Source organism: Flavobacterium sp. 22659 (assembly GCF_052044235.1).
Classification (GTDB): Bacteria; Bacteroidota; Bacteroidia; order Flavobacteriales; family Flavobacteriaceae; genus Flavobacterium; species Flavobacterium johnsoniae.
Map to the genome: position 1 here is coordinate 34,251 of NZ_JBQEMU010000031.1, position 17,168 is coordinate 51,418.

15 protein-coding genes are annotated in these 17,168 nt (G+C 33.4%); 9 read left to right on the plus strand and 6 right to left on the minus strand.

The features are described from left to right. Window positions 1-118: 118 nt before the first annotated feature. The 3 genes from ACTJIW_RS22635 to ACTJIW_RS22645 are packed head-to-tail and all read left to right on the plus strand — an operon-like array spanning window position 119 to window position 4,791. A complete protein-coding gene (locus ACTJIW_RS22635) occupies window positions 119-2,398 on the plus strand; it encodes a GH92 family glycosyl hydrolase (RefSeq protein ID WP_440716404.1) in 2,280 nt (759 codons plus the stop codon). Window positions 2,399-2,406: 8 nt separating this feature from the next. Continuing rightward, the gene (locus ACTJIW_RS22640; protein WP_440716405.1) at window positions 2,407-3,870 is read left to right on the plus strand and encodes a glycoside hydrolase family 125 protein; all 1,464 of its coding nucleotides are present in this window, start codon (window positions 2,407-2,409) and stop codon (window positions 3,868-3,870) included. 21 nt (window positions 3,871-3,891) lie between these two features. Further along, window positions 3,892-4,791, plus strand: coding sequence for an ROK family protein (locus tag ACTJIW_RS22645; protein WP_440716406.1), 900 nt, complete (start codon window positions 3,892-3,894; stop codon window positions 4,789-4,791). Between the two features lie 54 nt (window positions 4,792-4,845). Here the strand turns inward: ACTJIW_RS22645 and ACTJIW_RS22650 are convergent, their stop codons facing one another. Next, a complete protein-coding gene (locus ACTJIW_RS22650; protein ID WP_440716407.1) occupies window positions 4,846-5,475 on the minus strand; it encodes a DsbA family oxidoreductase in 630 nt (209 codons plus the stop codon). A gap of 140 nt (window positions 5,476-5,615) precedes the next feature. Between ACTJIW_RS22650 and ACTJIW_RS22655 the strand changes: the two genes are divergently transcribed. Then, window positions 5,616-6,272, plus strand: coding sequence for a hypothetical protein (locus tag ACTJIW_RS22655; RefSeq protein ID WP_149207172.1), 657 nt, complete (start codon window positions 5,616-5,618; stop codon window positions 6,270-6,272). A gap of 380 nt (window positions 6,273-6,652) precedes the next feature. On the opposite strand, the gene dnaN is transcribed toward ACTJIW_RS22655, so the two are convergent. The 5 genes from dnaN to ACTJIW_RS22680 all read right to left on the minus strand — a co-directional run bounded on the left by dnaN (window position 6,653) and on the right by ACTJIW_RS22680 (window position 11,943). Next, the gene (gene dnaN, locus ACTJIW_RS22660) at window positions 6,653-7,771 is read right to left on the minus strand and encodes a DNA polymerase III subunit beta (RefSeq protein WP_012024781.1); all 1,119 of its coding nucleotides are present in this window, start codon (window positions 7,769-7,771) and stop codon (window positions 6,653-6,655) included. A 107-nt stretch (window positions 7,772-7,878) separates the two neighbouring features. Further along, entirely contained in the window at window positions 7,879-9,564 is a 1,686-nt protein-coding gene (gene gldG / locus ACTJIW_RS22665) for a gliding motility-associated ABC transporter substrate-binding protein GldG (RefSeq protein ID WP_440716408.1), read from the minus strand. Further along, the gene (gene gldF, locus ACTJIW_RS22670) at window positions 9,564-10,289 is read right to left on the minus strand and encodes a gliding motility-associated ABC transporter permease subunit GldF (protein ID WP_121361145.1); all 726 of its coding nucleotides are present in this window, start codon (window positions 10,287-10,289) and stop codon (window positions 9,564-9,566) included. Before gldF ends, gldG begins: the two co-directional genes overlap by 1 nt. Before the next feature lie 203 nt (window positions 10,290-10,492). Further along, window positions 10,493-10,789: an antibiotic biosynthesis monooxygenase family protein gene (locus ACTJIW_RS22675; protein WP_121362868.1), complete on the minus strand. Its 297-nt coding sequence runs from the start codon at window positions 10,787-10,789 to the stop codon at window positions 10,493-10,495. Between the two features lie 326 nt (window positions 10,790-11,115). After that, window positions 11,116-11,943, minus strand: a complete 828-nt coding sequence (locus tag ACTJIW_RS22680) for an SAM hydrolase/SAM-dependent halogenase family protein (RefSeq protein WP_073411778.1) — start codon at window positions 11,941-11,943, stop codon at window positions 11,116-11,118. A 311-nt stretch (window positions 11,944-12,254) separates the two neighbouring features. On the opposite strand from ACTJIW_RS22680, the gene ACTJIW_RS22685 reads away from it, so the two are divergent. The 5 genes from ACTJIW_RS22685 to ACTJIW_RS22705 all read left to right on the plus strand — a co-directional run bounded on the left by ACTJIW_RS22685 (window position 12,255) and on the right by ACTJIW_RS22705 (window position 16,969). Next, a complete protein-coding gene (locus ACTJIW_RS22685; protein ID WP_012024786.1) occupies window positions 12,255-13,205 on the plus strand; it encodes a PhoH family protein in 951 nt (316 codons plus the stop codon). Window positions 13,206-13,329: 124 nt separating this feature from the next. Next, a complete protein-coding gene (locus ACTJIW_RS22690) occupies window positions 13,330-13,692 on the plus strand; it encodes a DUF1801 domain-containing protein (RefSeq protein WP_440716409.1) in 363 nt (120 codons plus the stop codon). Between the two features lie 138 nt (window positions 13,693-13,830). Then, on the plus strand, window positions 13,831-14,661 hold the full coding sequence (locus ACTJIW_RS22695) for a Cof-type HAD-IIB family hydrolase (RefSeq protein WP_440716410.1): 831 nt from the start codon (window positions 13,831-13,833) through the stop codon (window positions 14,659-14,661). Between the two features lie 170 nt (window positions 14,662-14,831). Further along, on the plus strand, window positions 14,832-15,785 hold the full coding sequence (locus tag ACTJIW_RS22700; RefSeq protein ID WP_073411773.1) for a phosphoribosylaminoimidazolesuccinocarboxamide synthase: 954 nt from the start codon (window positions 14,832-14,834) through the stop codon (window positions 15,783-15,785). Between the two features lie 32 nt (window positions 15,786-15,817). Further along, on the plus strand, window positions 15,818-16,969 hold the full coding sequence (locus ACTJIW_RS22705; protein ID WP_440716411.1) for a glycoside hydrolase family 26 protein: 1,152 nt from the start codon (window positions 15,818-15,820) through the stop codon (window positions 16,967-16,969). Window positions 16,970-17,168 lie beyond the last annotated feature (199 nt).

Below are 17,168 nucleotides of genomic sequence, written 5' to 3' on the forward strand. Positions count from 1 at the left end.
ATTTTAGATTTAAGAACTAAGACCATTCAGTTTCCTGCAAGGTTTTTAAAACCTCATAGGTATAAAATTAAAGTTCAGTTTTAAAGCTTAAAGCGTATAGCATAAAAAAGTAAAAACTATGAAAATAAAGAGTTTAATTTTTTTTGGATTAATATACTATTGCATTTCTGTAAATGCACAAGTTAAAGAACCAGTAGAATATGTAAACCCGTTAATGGGAACACAATCTTTGCATAATCTTTCAAACGGAAATACATATCCCGCAATCTGCAGGCCGTGGGGAATGAATTTCTGGACGCCGCAAACCGGAAAAATGGGCGACGGATGGGCGTATACTTATACAGCAGAAAAAATCAGAGGATTTAAGCAGACACATCAGCCTTCACCGTGGATGAACGATTACGGTCAGTTTTCGATTATGCCGGTTACGGGTAAATTGGTTTTTGCTGAAGACGAACGTGCGAGCTGGTTTAGTCATAAAGCAGAAGTTTCAAAACCCTATTATTACAGCGTTTATCTCGCAGATTATGATGTTACAACCGAAATTACAACAACAGAAAGAGCTGCGCATTTTCAAATTACATTTCCTGAAAATGAACATTCGTCAATTGTAGTGGATGCTTTTAATAAAGGATCTTACATAAAAATTATACCTTCTGAAAATAAAATTATTGGTTATACAACTCGTAACAGCGGCGGTGTTCCGGATAATTTCAAAAACTATTTTGTACTTTATTTTGATAAGCCGTTTGCGGTAAATTCAACCTTTAATGATAAAACTTTAGAAAAAGGTAAATTAGAACTCACAGCCAGTCATGCTGGTGCTGTGGTAAGTTTTAAAACTAAAAAAGGAGAAAAAGTAAATGTAAAAATTGCATCGTCTTTTATCAGTTTTGAACAAGCAGAATTAAATTTAAAAAATGAATTGGGAACTGCTTCATTCGAAGAAACTGTGGCTCAGTCTAAAAATGAATGGAACAAAGTTTTAGGAAAAATTACAGTAGAAGATACAAATGAAGAGCAGTTAAAAACCTTTTATTCTTGTTTGTACCGCACAGTTTGTTTTCCTCAAAAACAATATGAAATCAATAAAGACGGCGATATAGTACATTACAGTCCGTATAACGGAAAAGTTCTGCCGGGTTATATGTATGCAGGAACCGGATTTTGGGATACTTTCCGTGCCTTATATCCTTTGTTAAATCTGGTTTATCCTTCTATCAATAAAGAAATGCAGGAAGGATTAATAAACGATTACAAAGAAGGCGGATTTCTGCCAGAATGGTCAAGTCCGGGTTTTAGAAATGTAATGGTAGGAAATAATTCTGCCTCTGTAGTTTCTGATGCTTATATGAAAGGATTACGCGGTTATGATATCAATACTTTGTACGAAGCTTTACTTCACGGAGCCAATAATGAAGGGCCAATGGATGCTGTAGGCAGAAAAGGTGTTCAGTATTACAACTCTTTAGGATATGTTCCGTATGATGTGAAGATCAACGAAAATGCAGCGAGAACACTGGAATATGCTTATGATGATTTTACGATTTGGAAATTAGCCAAAGCCTTAGATCGTCCCAAAAAAGAAATCAATCTGCTTGAAAAGCGAATGATGAATTATAAAAACCTTTACAATCCTTCTATCGGATTAATGAGTGGACGTAATAAAGACGGCAGTTTTCCGCCTAATTTTAATCCGTTTAAATGGGGAGATGCTTTTACCGAGGGAAACAGCTGGCATTACAGCTGGAGTGTTTTTCATGATATTCAGGGTTTGATTGATTTAATGGGCGGAGAGAAAAATTTCACAGCAAAATTAGATGCTGTTTTTACAACTCCTCCGGTTTTTGATGATAGTTATTATGGCTCTGTAATTCATGAAATCCGCGAAATGCAGATTATGAATATGGGACAATACGCTCACGGAAACCAGCCAATTCAGCACATGATTTATTTATACAATTATGCAGGCGAACCTTGGAAAACACAATATTGGTCAAGAGAAGTAATGAATCGTTTATATAAACCAACTCCAGACGGTTATTGCGGAGATGAAGATAACGGGCAGACTTCTGCCTGGTATATATTTTCAGCAATGGGATTTTATCCGGTTTGCCCGGGAACAGAAGAATATGTTTTGGGAGCGCCTTTGTTTAAGAAAACAACTTTGCAGTTAGAAAACGGAAAACAGCTTATTATTAGCGCACCTGATAATTCAGAAACCAGCAGATATGTAAACGAATTAAAATGGGATAATACTCTTTATTCTAAAAATTATATCAATCATTTTGATGTATTAAAAGGAGGAGAATTAAATTTTGATATGACAAGTTCTCCTAATTTAAAAAGAGGCACAACAAAAGAATCGTTTCCATATTCTTATTCAACTTCAAAATAAAAATATATATGCAGTCACGTAGAAAATTTATAAAAAACGCAGGCATTTTTTCAGCAGGTTTATTAGCAATTCAAACAGAAGCTTTTGGATTTAATTCAGATACTTTTCAGTTTCCGCTAAAAGATTTTGTTTCTAAAAGACCACCTGTTGCCGAAAGAAAATTTACAAGTAAGGCAATTGAAGCTGCAATCGTACGTGTTAAAAAACAAATCGCCAATCCAGAATTAGCATGGATATTTGAAAATTGTTTTCCAAATACACTAGACACAACAGTCGATTTTGAAATTATTGACGGAAAACCAGACACGTATGTGATTACGGGAGATATTGATGCCATGTGGCTTAGAGACAGTACAGCGCAGATATGGCCGTATATTCCGTTTGTAAAAGAAGATCCAAAACTGGCAGAACTGGTAAAAGGAGTAATCAATCGTCAGGTGAAATGTATTCTGCTAGATCCGTATGCGAATGCTTTTTATAAAGATTTTACGAAGGAAAGCGAATGGAAAAATGACCTTACTAAAATGCAGCCCGGAATTCATGAAAGAAAATGGGAAATTGACAGTTTGTGTTATCCCGTTCGATTAGCACACGGATATTGGAAGGAAACAGGAGATATCAGTTTATTTGATGCCAAATGGAAAGAAGCCATGCTTTTAATTCTTCAGACTTTTAAAGAGCAGCAGCGAATGGACGGCAAAGGCGGACCGTATAGTTTTCAGCGTCAGACGGCTTGGGCAACAGATGGAGTTCCGTTAGGCGGTTACGGTTATCCTGTAAAACCTTGCGGATTAATTGTTTCGACTTTCAGACCAAGCGACGATTCTACTTTGTTTGGTTATTTGATCCCGAGTAATATGTTTGCGATTGAAATACTAGGTTATTTAATCGAAATTTTCTCGTTACCGGCTTTAAAAGACAATGATCTAGTTGCAAAAGCCACAAAATTAAGAGATGAAGTTCAAAAAGGGCTTAATGAACACGGAATTATCAATCATCCAAAATTCGGGAAAATTATTGCTTTTGAAGTAAACGGATATGGCAGTTTCCACATGATGGATGATGCTAATGTACCGTCTCTATTATCATTACCTTATTTAGGCGCAATTGCTCCAAATGATCCTTTATACTTAAATACACGAAAAGTGGTGCTTTCAGAAAACAATCCGTTTTTCTACAAAGGAAAAGCAGGAGAAGGTATTGGCGGTCCGCATACCGGGGTCGATACAATCTGGCCTATGAGTATTGTTTTGAGAGCCATTACAAGCGTAGACGAGAAAGAAATAAAAGCTTGTATCAGTAATTTAATTAAAACCAATGCAGATACAGGATTTATGCACGAATCATTCCATAAAGACGACGTGAATAAATTTACCCGTAAATGGTTTGCGTGGGCCAATACACTTTTTGGAGAAATGATTGTACATACAAGCATTCATTATCCTCAAATTTTAAAAGACAAAAATATCTAGTACTAAGCAAAATAAGGAAAAATGAATACATCATACGCCATTGGGCTAGATATAGGCGGAACACATATTACAGCTGGAGTTATCAATAAAACAGAAATGAAAATTGTTGATGCTTCAATTTATAAAGAATCATTCGATTCTAATTTGCCTGTAAATCAGGTAATGGATATTTGGAAAAGAGTGATTGATACTGCAATTGAAAACTCAAAAGTTGAAAATATAACTGGAATAGCGGTTTGTATGCCTGGGCCTTTTGATTACGAAAAAGGAATCTGCTGGATTAAAGATCAATCTAAATATGAACATTTTTACGGATTGAATGTGCGGGAACTGCTTCTAAAAAGTCTAAACTTTCCTGAAAATTTCCCTGTTCTTTTTGAAAATGATGCCGTTTGTTTTGGAAAAGGTGAAGTTTTTAAACAACAGGAAAACCTTTCTAAAAAAGTTATGGCAGTTACTCTAGGAACCGGACTTGGTGCTTGTTTTATTGATAAAGGTGTTTCGATTAACTCAGGCAGTTCTGTTCCTGCCGACGGTGAAATTTATAATCTGCCTTACAAAAAAGGTATTGCAGAAGATTATGTTTCAGCACGAGGTCTTTTAGCTGATTATAAATCTTTAACGAATATTGATCTCAACAATGCTCTGGAACTTTATAATTTAGCCTTGCAAGGAGATCAAATGGCTATAAAAGCTTTTGAAAAAATGGGAGAAGATTTAGCAGAAGTTGTTATTCCGTGGATAAAGAATTTTGCAGCAGATCATATCATTATTGGCGGTAAAATAGCCAACGCAAGCGAATTATTCCTTCCATTATTCAATAAAAAAATAAAAGAATTTAATTTAGAAACAGCAGTTTCAATTTCTACTGATAATGAAATTGCAGCTTTATTGGGAGCGGTAAGTTTTCTTTGCGATTAAACTATAAAAAAACGGATGAGTAAATTGCTCATCCGTTTTTTTATAATTGAAATCTTATTTTAAACCTTCTTTTATTGTTTGTACAAAAGCTTCAACCGGCTGAGCACCAGAAACAGCATATTTTCGGTCAAAAACAAAGAAAGGAACACCCTGCACGCCAATTTGCTGTGCTTCTTCAATATCGTGTTCAACTTCTTTTAGATACAAATTATCGCTTTTTAATACTTCTAAAACATCATTTTTATCTAATCCGGCTTTTTCAGCTAATTCAATTAAAGTCGGGCCGTCGTTTAAAGCCCTTCCTTCTGTAAAATAAGCTTTAAAGAAAATTTCTTCGATTTCGTCGCCTAAATTTTTAGTTTTAGCCAATTGGATAATTCTATGTGCTTCTAAAGAATTTGAAATAACTGCTTTGTCAAAGTTATACTCTAAACCAACGCTTTTAGCGCGTTCTGCGACACCTTTGTGCATTTCTTTAGATTGCTCGACTGTCATTCCTTTTCGTTCCGCTAAATACGTATAAACGTCTTTTCCCGGCTCAGGCGTAATAGTTGGATCAAGCTGAAAACTTTTCCAGTCAATTTCAAAGTCGTTATCTGGAAACTGTTCTAAGGCCGTTTCCAATTGCCTTTTTCCGATATAACAAAACGGACACATGATGTCCGACCAAATTTCTATTTTCATTTTACAAAAATACAGAAAAATTTATTTAAGGCCTGAAGTTTAAGATTTTGTTGGCTGTAAATAATAGTAAACGAAATTCATTTTTGTATATAAAAAGAAAGTATTTTAGTGTAAAAAATAACCAGTTACTTAATTATTTTATGAAGAAAAACTTACTCTGTTTTTTATTGATTTTGTTATCAGCCGGTTTAAATGCCCAAATAAGAGGTTTAATTGATTTATCACTTTATCGAAATACTGAATTTAAAGGGAATACTTATTTTCAGGGCGGATTAGGGATTGAAGTCAGAGCTTTTAAATTTTTGAAACCTGAATTTACGACAACTTATTATTACGGTAGTCTTGAAGATTATAATAAACCAGATGCAGCGGGAAATATTATAAGCACATCACAATTGAGTGCAGGTGCTTTAAATTTTGGTTTTACACCTAAAATATGTCTTTCCTGTGGTGAGTATAGTGCAGGAGATGCGCTTCTTCAAATTCTGCCAATTTATAATATATCAAGAATTGAAGCTCAGGAAAATTATACTTTAATCAACCAGAATAATCCGTCTCTGTCAAAAACTGAAAAGAAAATTGTAACCGAATGGCAGCAATCTATAGGAATAGGAATTGGAGTAGACATTATTCTTTCAGATAACAATTATGATTCATTGGCGGTCAATCTATATTATACAGGAGTAAATATGGGAAAAGCTTTAACTGAAGCAGACAGAACACAAACAAGATACGACAGTAGAACTTTAGGTTTTGGAATGAATTATTATTTAGGATTTAAAAAGAAGAAGGATTAAAAAAGACTGGTAACTTGTTTCAGGTTTGAAGTTTCAGGTTTGTTGTCAAATTTAACCGCAAAGAGCGCAAGGTTTACGCAAAGTTCACAAAGTTTTATACAAAGCTTTGCGAACTTTACATTATTTATAAATCCTGCATAGTAAAAAAACTTGCGTGCTTTGCGGTAAAAAAAAGACACAAAGTTTATGCAGTGTAAACTCTGCAGTTGAGATTGCTTGGTTCCTCGCAATGACTAAAACTAAAAAACCGCAACTCTCAAAAAAGAATTGCGGTTTCTAGGTATAAAAAATGGTTGGTTAATAGCGATATTTTTTTTTACAATGATATGTCTTTAATTTCAAATTAAAAAAAATCCCTGTAACATAAAGAAACTTTAATGTTAACTATTTAACATTACGGGCATTACCAACATTGTTACTGTTTCACCTTCTTCTAAACCATCAGCAGGCGTTAAAATCCCGGCTCTGTTAGGTAATGACATCTCTAACATAATCACATCAGATTGAAGGTTTGTCAGCATTTCGATTAAGAAACGAGAGTTAAAACCAATTTGAAGATCATCACCTTGATAATCACAAGTTAGTCTTTCCTCTGCTTTGTTTGAGTAATCGATATCTTCAGCAGAAACATTTAATTCAGCTCCTGCAATTTTTAAACGAATTTGGTGTGTAGTTTTGTTTGAGAAAATCGCAACACGACGAACAGAACTTAAAAATAAAGAACGATCGATTAATAATTTGTTTGGATTTTCTTTTGGAATTACCGCTTCATAATTAGGGTATTTTCCATCGATTAAACGACACATTAAGATATAATTGTCAAATGAGAAAGTCGCATTTGAATCGTTGTATTCAATTTTTACTTCAGCATCAGAACTTCCTAAAATACTTTTTAAGATATTTAAAGGTTTCTTTGGCATAATAAAATCAGCAACCTGAGATGCTTTTACATCTGCACGTGCATATTTTACTAATTTATGAGCATCTGTAGCAACAAAAGTTAAACCTTCTGGAGAAAACTGGAAGAAAACCCCAGACATAACAGGACGTAAATCATCGTTTCCGGCAGCAAAAATGGTTTTACTTACCGCAGTTGCCAATACATCAGCAGGAACTAAAGTTACAGATGGGTCTTCCAGATTTACAGACTTAGGAAATTCTTCTCCGGCAGCATACGCTAATGCATATTTTCCTGAATTAGAGCTGATTTCAACTGTATTATTGTCTTCAACTGTAAAAGTTAAAGGCTGCTCTGGAAATGTCTTTAAAATTTCAAGTAAAAGTTTTGCCGGTACAGCAACACTTCCTTTACTTGTAGAATCGATTGATAATGTAGCAGACATTGTAGTTTCAAGGTCTGAAGCCGAAACTGTCAACTCATTATTGTCTAGTTCAAATAAAAAGTTATCTAAAATAGGAAGTGTATTATTACTGTTAATAACGCTTCCTAATACTTGTAATTGTTTTAATAAGTACGAACTCGATACTATAAATTTCATCGTCTTTTGTTTTATTTTTTGCTCTTTTTCTCAGTTTTTCTGTAACTAAGTAAGGTTTTACAAATATATCGTAAACATTCTTAGTTTCGCAATTTTTTTATTAACATCTATTTACTGTACTTTCTTTTTCTGATAAAGGTAAATACCAATCCGAAAACCAATAAAATAAGGATTGGAAGCCCGATAGTTATGAATTGCGTTGTGGTGTAATTTTCGTAAACTTTTTCTTTATCCAATAACGGCAGTTCGACATCTTTGCTTCTAATGTTAATAAGTCCTGTATCGTCAAGAAGATAATTTACACAGTTCATCATAAAATCTTTATTATCATAAAGATTCCCTGTTCTTTGATCGTAACCAAGCTCAACAGGCATCATGTTTTTGTCTAATTGGTTTCTGGCTATATCTCCATCGGCAACGACAATCATCTTAGTTGGTTTTCCTTTTGGCAGAAACGAACTTTCTTTAAAAGGCAGTACACGATTTTCAAAAACCGAATTAAAACTTCCTTCTAATAAAACGGAAAGAACCAGATTTCCTTTATTCAGATAATCCTTAGGAGACGTTTCTTCGGTTACCATGTTCAGATTAATTTCTGAAGGTGTTCCAATTTGTTTTGAATATTGAGACGATTGTAATAAAACCGTCTTTTTAATTCCGTTTTTCAAAGTATCAATTGGACTTGCAAAATCGAATTTAATGCCGCCCAGATTTTTTACGATAGGATGCTGGCTTGTTGGATAAACCTGAGGTGCAAATTTCCATATAAAATCCTGATATTGTGTTGCGCTTCCTTGTTCTCCGGTTGCCAGTTTTATTGGACTTCCGTTTTCGTCTTTAACCAAATCAGGATTAATTCTGAAACCGTATTTGAAGAACATATCATTTAAATTCAAATCTCTTGGATAAGCAAGAGTTGCTCCGGCATCATTATATAAGCTGTCCATATCTGCAGCAACCTGATCGATCAGCCATAATGTTTTTCCGCCGTTCATGATAAATTGGTCCAGAACTTGTTTTTCTTCGTCAGAGAAAGTTTCTGTTGGCTTAGAAATAATTGCTAGATCATATTTTTTAAGGGCATCTAAAGTTCCGTTTGGATCTTTAGCAACAGAATCCAGCGTAAAAGGGCCAATGTAATAACTCTCTTTGATTTGTCTTAATAATTTACCAATATGAATTTCAGACAATTCACCATTTCCTTTTATGATGGCAACTTTCTTTTGTCTGTCTTTCGTAATTTTATTAATCGCATCAGCGATTGAATATTCTAAATGCTGAATAGATCCTATTACTTTTTGAGTAGTAGAAGCTCCCATAATGTTTTTTAACAAAGGAATATTAACTTCTTTGTTGTTATAAACCGCAATTGCCCACGGAAAAACCATTGCCTGCGATTGTTTTCCTTTATCGTCAACTGTTATATTTACAGGAGTAAGCCCTTTTTGGTAAAGTGATTTTACCATTTCCATGCTTTCGTCTTCGTTTTCCATTGGGTTTACGAATTCAAAAACAATATTATTGTTGTAAGCCTGAAATTCTTCTAATAATTGTTTGGTTTCCTGCTGTAAACGTCTAAAGTCTGCAGGAAGTTCTCCCTGCATATAAATTTTAATTGACAACGGATTTTTAACCTGTTTTACAATTTTTAAAGAAGTTTCAGATAAAGTATATCGTTTGTCTTTGGTCAAATCGAAACGATGAAAAAATAAGCTTCCGAGTACATTTAAAACAATTAAAATAAAAATTGTAATGCCTAATGTTTTAAGATTTAATTTATTAGATGCTTTCATTACGCTTTAAAAGATTTTAATTGATAAACGGTAAAAGATAAAAACAAAACGCTGATACTTAAAAAGTAAATTACATCGCGGGTATCAATAACGCCTCGGCTCATACTTTTAAAATGATCCTGCATTCCAAATGCCGAAATGATATTCGATTGTCCCGGAACTAATGAAGCCAGTCCTTCGAAACCAAAATAAAACAAAAAGCATAAAAATACGGCAATAATAAAGGCAACGATTTGATTTTCTGATAGAGTAGAAGTAAAGATTCCAATTGCAGAATAAGAAGCAATTAAAAACAGCAATCCGAAATAAGAACCAATTGTGCTTCCCATATCGATATTTCCTTCCGGAGAACCTAAACTAGAAATTACTTTTACGTAAATAAAGGTTGGAATTATGGCTAAAATGATAAGGAAAAATGATCCTAGAAATTTTCCGTTTACAATCTGCCAGATAGATAATGGTTTGGTTAAAAGCAATTCCAGTGTTCCTTGTTTTCTTTCATCAGAGAAACTTCTCATTGTAACGGCCGGAATCAGGAAAATTAAAATCCAAGGTGTTAAAGTGAAAAACGGAGTCAAATCTGCATAACCTGTATTCAATATATTGTAATCACCCTCAAATACCCATAAAAACAGCCCGTTGCTGATTAAAAAAATCGCAATGACCAAGTAGCCGATAGGAGAGCCAAAAAAAGATTTTATTTCTCTTAAAATGATTGATTTCATGTATAACGTTTATTCGTTTATTTGTTTAATCGTGTATTTGTTTTTTGTTTCAAGCCTCACGTTGTGCTTTGTGTTTTTTTTTTAACCGCAAAGAACGCAAAGGATGACGCAAAGTTCGCAAAGTTTCTGCTCAAAGCTTTGCGAACTTTGCGTTTTTGCAAAGCTTTAAAAAAAACTTGCGTTCTTTGCGGTTAAATATTGTTTTAATTTAAACTAACTAATTTATCTACGCTCCAGGCTTCTGGTTTTGCATTGAATAACTTTTTTGTAAAATCCCAAACTGTATTAAACAGTTCAGATTGTCTGTAATTTTCTAAATCAGCTTCAGTTTCCCAATAACTATAGGTAAAGAAAATACATTTGTCATTTTTATCCTGATACAATTCTAAAAAACGATTTCCGTCTGCATTTCGTATTTTATCTTTCACAGATTCAAAATTTTCCAAAAAATCAGGAATTTTTTCTTCATGAAAACTCATTTTTACTATTCTAACAAACATGTGTTCAATTTTAGATTTTAAATTGCTGCTTTAGATTTGTTGAAGTCTAAAAGCATTTCTGGTGCGCAAAAATACCAAAATTGATTGTTCTTTTTAAGAAAAAATAAAATATTATAAATATAGTTTTTCGGTAATATTGTTATTGCGACGAACGAAGCAGCCGCACTAATAAAAGATCTCTAATTGCTTAAGTTAATGAGATTGCTTCGTTCCTCGCAAAGACAAATCTTTGTAGAAATTCTCGCGATTGACAAAATATGAATGTTATCAGTATAAATCTGTTCAATCAGCAAAATCTGCGAGCTATTAAATCTGAAATCTATTTTTTATGAAAACTTAATCGTAATTACATCGCGATAATTCAAGCCAAGCAGACTATTTGCAGAACCAACTTTTGAAGGATTGCTTCTAAAAATGGCAATTTCAAGGAATCCGGCTTCATTAAATATGGCCAGTTTTTCGCCTTCATAGGTTTTGATAGGATATTTGTCTGAAGTTGCAATTGCCGAATAATTAGGCAGAATCGTTTTAATGCTTTTTGGCTTCATTACAATTTCATACGGACGCCCTTTTGCTACTTCTAAAAACTGTTGTTTTGATATATTCGTAACTACGTTTCCAAAATGATCAATATAAATAACGTAACCTTTTAGTGAATTTCCATCGGCAGCAACAACAGCTTGTAATTCGGTTACTTCTTTAACAGTTGGGATTTCTTTGCCAATAACATTCAGCAAACCGCCTTTTGCAATATGACAGGCCACTTGAATAAAAATATCCAAATCGCTGAATTCAGCCGGGAAACGATCATGAATATTAATTTCAACAATCTTTTGCGGTACAATCTTCTGCGTAAGCATACTTAAGATTCCGTTATCGGCACAAATAAAGAAATGATCGTTCCACTGCATGGCAATATGCTGGTTCTCTTTATTGCGTTCGATATCAACACCTATTAAGTGAACAGTACCTTTTGGGAAGCTCAAATAAGATGCTCCAATTACGTAACTGGCTTCGGCAGTGTTGAATGGATCAATGTCGTGTGAAATATCAATAATTCTTGCATCTGGAAGTTCAGAAATGATTTTACCCTTCAGCGAACCAACAAAGTGGTCTTTTAAGCCGTAATCAGTAGTAAGGGTAATTATTGACATCATTTTGTTTATAACTATTGATAGTATTTAACTCGAATTTTTATTAAATTTGAGAAATGCAAAGCTAGTAATAGTAAATGCAAATTGAAAGAAAGAAAAGACAAATTGCGATAAAATTATAGTAAACGTATATAGTAGTCACAGTTAGCAGTTTCAGTTTTCAGTCTTTTAATAAAAAGTTGATTTTAAAGAAAATTTTAAGTACTTTTTTGATAATAATAAAAACTGCAAATTGGCGATAACTGCGACTTAAAGAACCCGACAGCAATAGATTTAAAAAACAAATTTATTTTTAATTTAAAATTACTCATTTGAACGAAAGAATTATTGAGCTAGTAGACATCGCTCCAAAAGACTTTTGGGGCGCGCAGGATTCTCATCTTGAAATAATAAAAAAGTACTACCCAAAGCTTAAAATCGTAGCGCGAGGGACAACTTTAAAAGCCTTTGGCGAAAAAGAAGTTTTAGATGAATTCGAAAAGAGATTTCAGAGGCTTATGCTTCATTTTACCAGATACAACAACATTGATGATAATGTAATTGAACGTGTAATAATGAGTGATGGTCAGGATGAAAAAAAAGCATACGATCATGACAAAATATTAGTTCACGGTGTAGGCGGTAAAATAGTAAAAGCTATGACGCCTAACCAACAGCTGCTGGTAGATACAATTAAAAAAAACGATATGGTTTTTGCGGTTGGACCAGCCGGAACAGGAAAAACGTACACGGGAGTTGCAATGGCAGTAAAAATGCTGAAGGACAAAGAAGTAAAAAGAATCATATTAACAAGGCCGGCTGTAGAAGCAGGTGAGAACCTGGGATTTTTACCGGGAGATATGAAAGAAAAACTTGATCCTTATATGCAGCCGCTTTACGACGCATTGCGTGATATGATCCCTAATGAAAAGCTCGAAGATTATATCCTGAAAGGAATTATTCAGATTGCACCTCTGGCTTTTATGCGCGGGCGTACACTTGACAATGCTTTTGTAATTCTTGACGAAGCGCAGAACACTACACATTCGCAGATGAAAATGTTCCTGACGCGTATGGGAAAAAATGCCAAGTTTATGATTACAGGTGATCCCGGACAAGTCGATTTACCGCGTAGAACAATTTCTGGTCTAAAAGAAGCTCTTTTGGTTCTGAAAGATATAGAAGGCATCGGAATTATCTATCTTGATGATAAAGATATCGTGCGCCACAGATTAGTGAAAAAAGTAATTGACGCTTACAAACAGATAGAAAATCACGACTAAATTCAATTTTTAGTGAAATGTTAAATGTAAATCGTAAAATGTGTTTTAACATTTATTAATATTCGTTTTATTCATTTTTTTAGAATGAGTAAAACGAATATTTTTTTAAATAAAATTCAGGAAAATGAAACAGCTGGATGATTTTTACATTAAACAGGAAGAACCAATAAAAGAGGTATTTCTGGCTTTGCGTAATATTATCTTAAAACAAGACAAAGATATTACACACGTTTTAAAATACGGAATGCCATTTTTTTGTTATAAAGAGAAAATGTTCTGCTATTTATGGATTCACAAAAAAAGTGGTCAGCCGTATATTGGTATTGTCGAAGGAAAACATTTCAAAGAATCTTTTCTAATTCAGGAAAAACGTTCCAGAATGAAAATTATGATGCTGGATGTTAAGGAAGATCTTCCTTTGGAACAAATTGAATTAGTAATTCAAAAAGCAGTAAATCTGTACAAATCTGGAATAATAAAAGTTTAAATTGTGTATTACGCAATGCTTAACCAAATAGTTAAATAAATAATAAACTTATCTCAATTATGCCTATCGAGGCTTGTAATCTTTGCTCAACTGAGCTTAAAGCCGTAAATTTGCACATCATAAATCTTTGATATTAATATGACAAAACTTAAAAATATAAAAGTTGTAGTGAGTGACCTTGACGGAACTTTACTTAACCCTCAACACAAAATTTCAGATTACACCAAATCAATTTTTCAGGAACTTCACAACCAAAATTACCTTATAGTTGTTGCAACAGGCCGTCATCATCTTGATGCTATGGCTATTATTGAAACGCTGGAAGTGCCGGTATATTTAGTAAGTTCAAACGGAGCGAGAATCCATTCGCCAAATAAAGAAGAATTATTTGCTTTTAATTTAGACAGCGATGTAGTAAAAGCAGCATTAAATGTTGAAATTGATCCGGCAATTACGGTAGTTTTATTTAAAGAAAATGTTTGGCAGACCAATAAATGGAATGAAAGACTTAATTCTTTTCAGGCTGAATTAAAATACCGTCCGGAATTAGTTGACTATAAAAAACTGGAAGATTTTGGAGCCATTAAAATTTTCTTTTCATGTGACGATCATGAGAAATTAGTAAAATTAAAAGATGCCGTTCTCGCTAATTCATCAGAACATCTGCATCATGCTTTCAGTCTGCCGACTTGTTTGGAATTTATGGATAAATCTATAGATAAAGCCGTTGCAATTGAACAAGTACTGGAAAAAGAAGGTTACACTTTAGAACAAGCCGTTTCATTTGGAGATGGTTTTAACGATGTTCAAATGTTGTCAGCATCTGGAAAAGGTTTAATTATGGGCAACGCTCCGGCTGTTTTAAAAGAAACACTGCCAGATTTAGAAATTATTAAAACAAATGCCGAAGACGGCGTAGCAAGATATATTGCTTCAAAAATATTAGATAAAGAATTAGCAGCAAGCTGATTTTAATCTCAATTAGAACATTAATCCCTGACAATTGTTTAGGGATTTTTTATTTCAAAAACTTTAAAATTGAAATATTTTACATTTCTTACTTTATCTCTTTCTTTTGATGATGTAACTCTGTGAAATAATTTTAAATTTGCATTCATAAAAAACAACACAACAAGATAATGAGTAATACAATCACAACCACAAATTTTAATTTCCCGAATCAGAAATCAGTTTACCGAGGAAAAGTTAGAGAAGTTTACAATATTAACGACGAACTTTTAGTAATGGTAGCAACAGACAGACTTTCGGCGTTTGATGTGGTTTTACCAAAAGGAATTCCGTACAAAGGACAAATTTTGAACCAGATTGCAACAAAATTTATGGAGTTAACTCAGGATATTGTTCCAAACTGGTTAATTGCAACTCCAGATCCAAACGTTGCTGTTGGGCATTTATGCGAACCTTTTAAAGTAGAAATGGTTATTCGAGGTTATCTTTCAGGACATGCAGCACGTGAATATGCTGCAGGAAGAAAACAAATTTGCGGTGTAACAATGGCCGAAGGTTTAAAAGAAAACGATAAATTTCCAGAACCAATCATTACGCCGACTACAAAAGCAGATAATGGTTCGCATGATGAAGATATATCTCGTGAAGCTATTTTGTCTAAAGGAATTGTTTCTGAAGAAGATTATTTAGTTTTAGAAAAATATACACGTGCTTTATTTCAAAGAGGAACTGAAATTGCTGCTTCCCGCGGGTTAATTTTAGTTGATACTAAATACGAATTTGGAAAAACAAAAGACGGTGTTATTGTTTTAATTGATGAAATTCATACTCCGGATTCTTCTCGTTATTTTTATGCTGATGGATATGCTGAAAGACAAGAAAAAGGAGAGGAGCAAAAACAGCTTTCAAAAGAGTTTGTTCGCCGCTGGCTGATCGAAAACGGTTTTCAGGGGCAGGAAGGACAGCAGATTCCGGATATGTCAGATGAATATATCGAATCTGTTTCTGAAAGATATATTGAATTGTATGAAAATATCTTAGGAGAAAAATTCGTAAAAGCTGATATTGACAATATTGATCAACGTATTGAAAAAAACGTATTACAATACCTTACTTCTAAATAGTAATTTTCGGGTTTAAACTAACTATTTAAACCATGAAAACTAACTTAAATAAAACAAATGCCTTGTTATCTCTATTTATGATAACAGGGCATTTTCTTTTTGCACAAATTGATAAAAGCGCAACAAGAGAAACAAAAAACTTATATCGCAATCTAAAAAGTATTTCAAAAGAGCATATCTTATTTGGGCATCAACACGCTTTAGAATACGGACACGGCTGGTCAAACGAACCTAATAAATCGGATGTTAAATTGGTTACAGGTTCACATCCTGCAGTTGTAGGAATAGATTTCAGCGATTTTTCGGGACGGTCAAGAGAAGAAATTAAAAAAGCAAAAGAAACTTTAAGAAAAAATGTAATTGATACTTACGAGCGAGGCGGTATCACAACGGTTTCCTGGCATTTCAATAATCCTGCTTCGGGTGGTGGATTTTACTGGAAAGATTCTATTTCAGCCCCATCCATGTCTTTAATAAAAAAAGGAGGTTCGCATCATGAGCAATACAAAGAAATTTTAAAAACAATCGCTGACTTTGCAAATTCTGCTAAAGCAAAAGATGGTAAATTGGTTCCAATGATTTTTAGACCTTTTCATGAATTTGATGGTGATTGGTTCTGGTGGGGAAAAAAATATACATCGCGTGAGGATTTTATAGAAGTCTGGCAATTTACTGTATCATACCTGAGAGATACTTTAAAAGTTCATAATTTTATTTACGCATTTTCACCAGATAATCGATTTAATTCTGAGTCAGAATATTTAGAACGCTATCCTGGCGATGATTATGTTGATATGTTTGGGATAGATAATTATGGAGATTTTGGACGTGACGGGAAATATGACTTAGAAAACGGAATAAAAAAGCTCAAAATCATTTCTGACATTGCAATTAAAAAGAACAAATTAGCAGCTTTTACAGAAACCGGCTTAGAATCAATAACAAATAAAAACTGGTGGACAGAAGTTTTACTTCAATCTATAAAGAAAGAAAATATTAAGCTTTGTTATGTCTTAGTCTGGCGAAATGATGCAGTAAGTTTAACGCATTATTATGCACCTTTTCCGGGGCAGATTAGTGTTCCTGATTTTCTTCAATTTTATAATGATCCGTATACTTTATTCGAAAACGATTTGATAAATGTATATGGAACTAAATTTTCATTAAAAAACACCGCAAAATAGCTTAAAGAATACATGTTAAAATGATTAAATGAGTGATTACTATTTCGATGTAAAATAGGTATTTTCTTTCTTTTTGTGTTTTTTACTTACATTGATAATTTTCATCACAAATCCATAAAAAACGGTTTATTTTTTTTCTTTTAATGAAAAATTTCTGCCTTTTTTATACATGCTGTTGTTGTATAGTTAAAAGAGTATA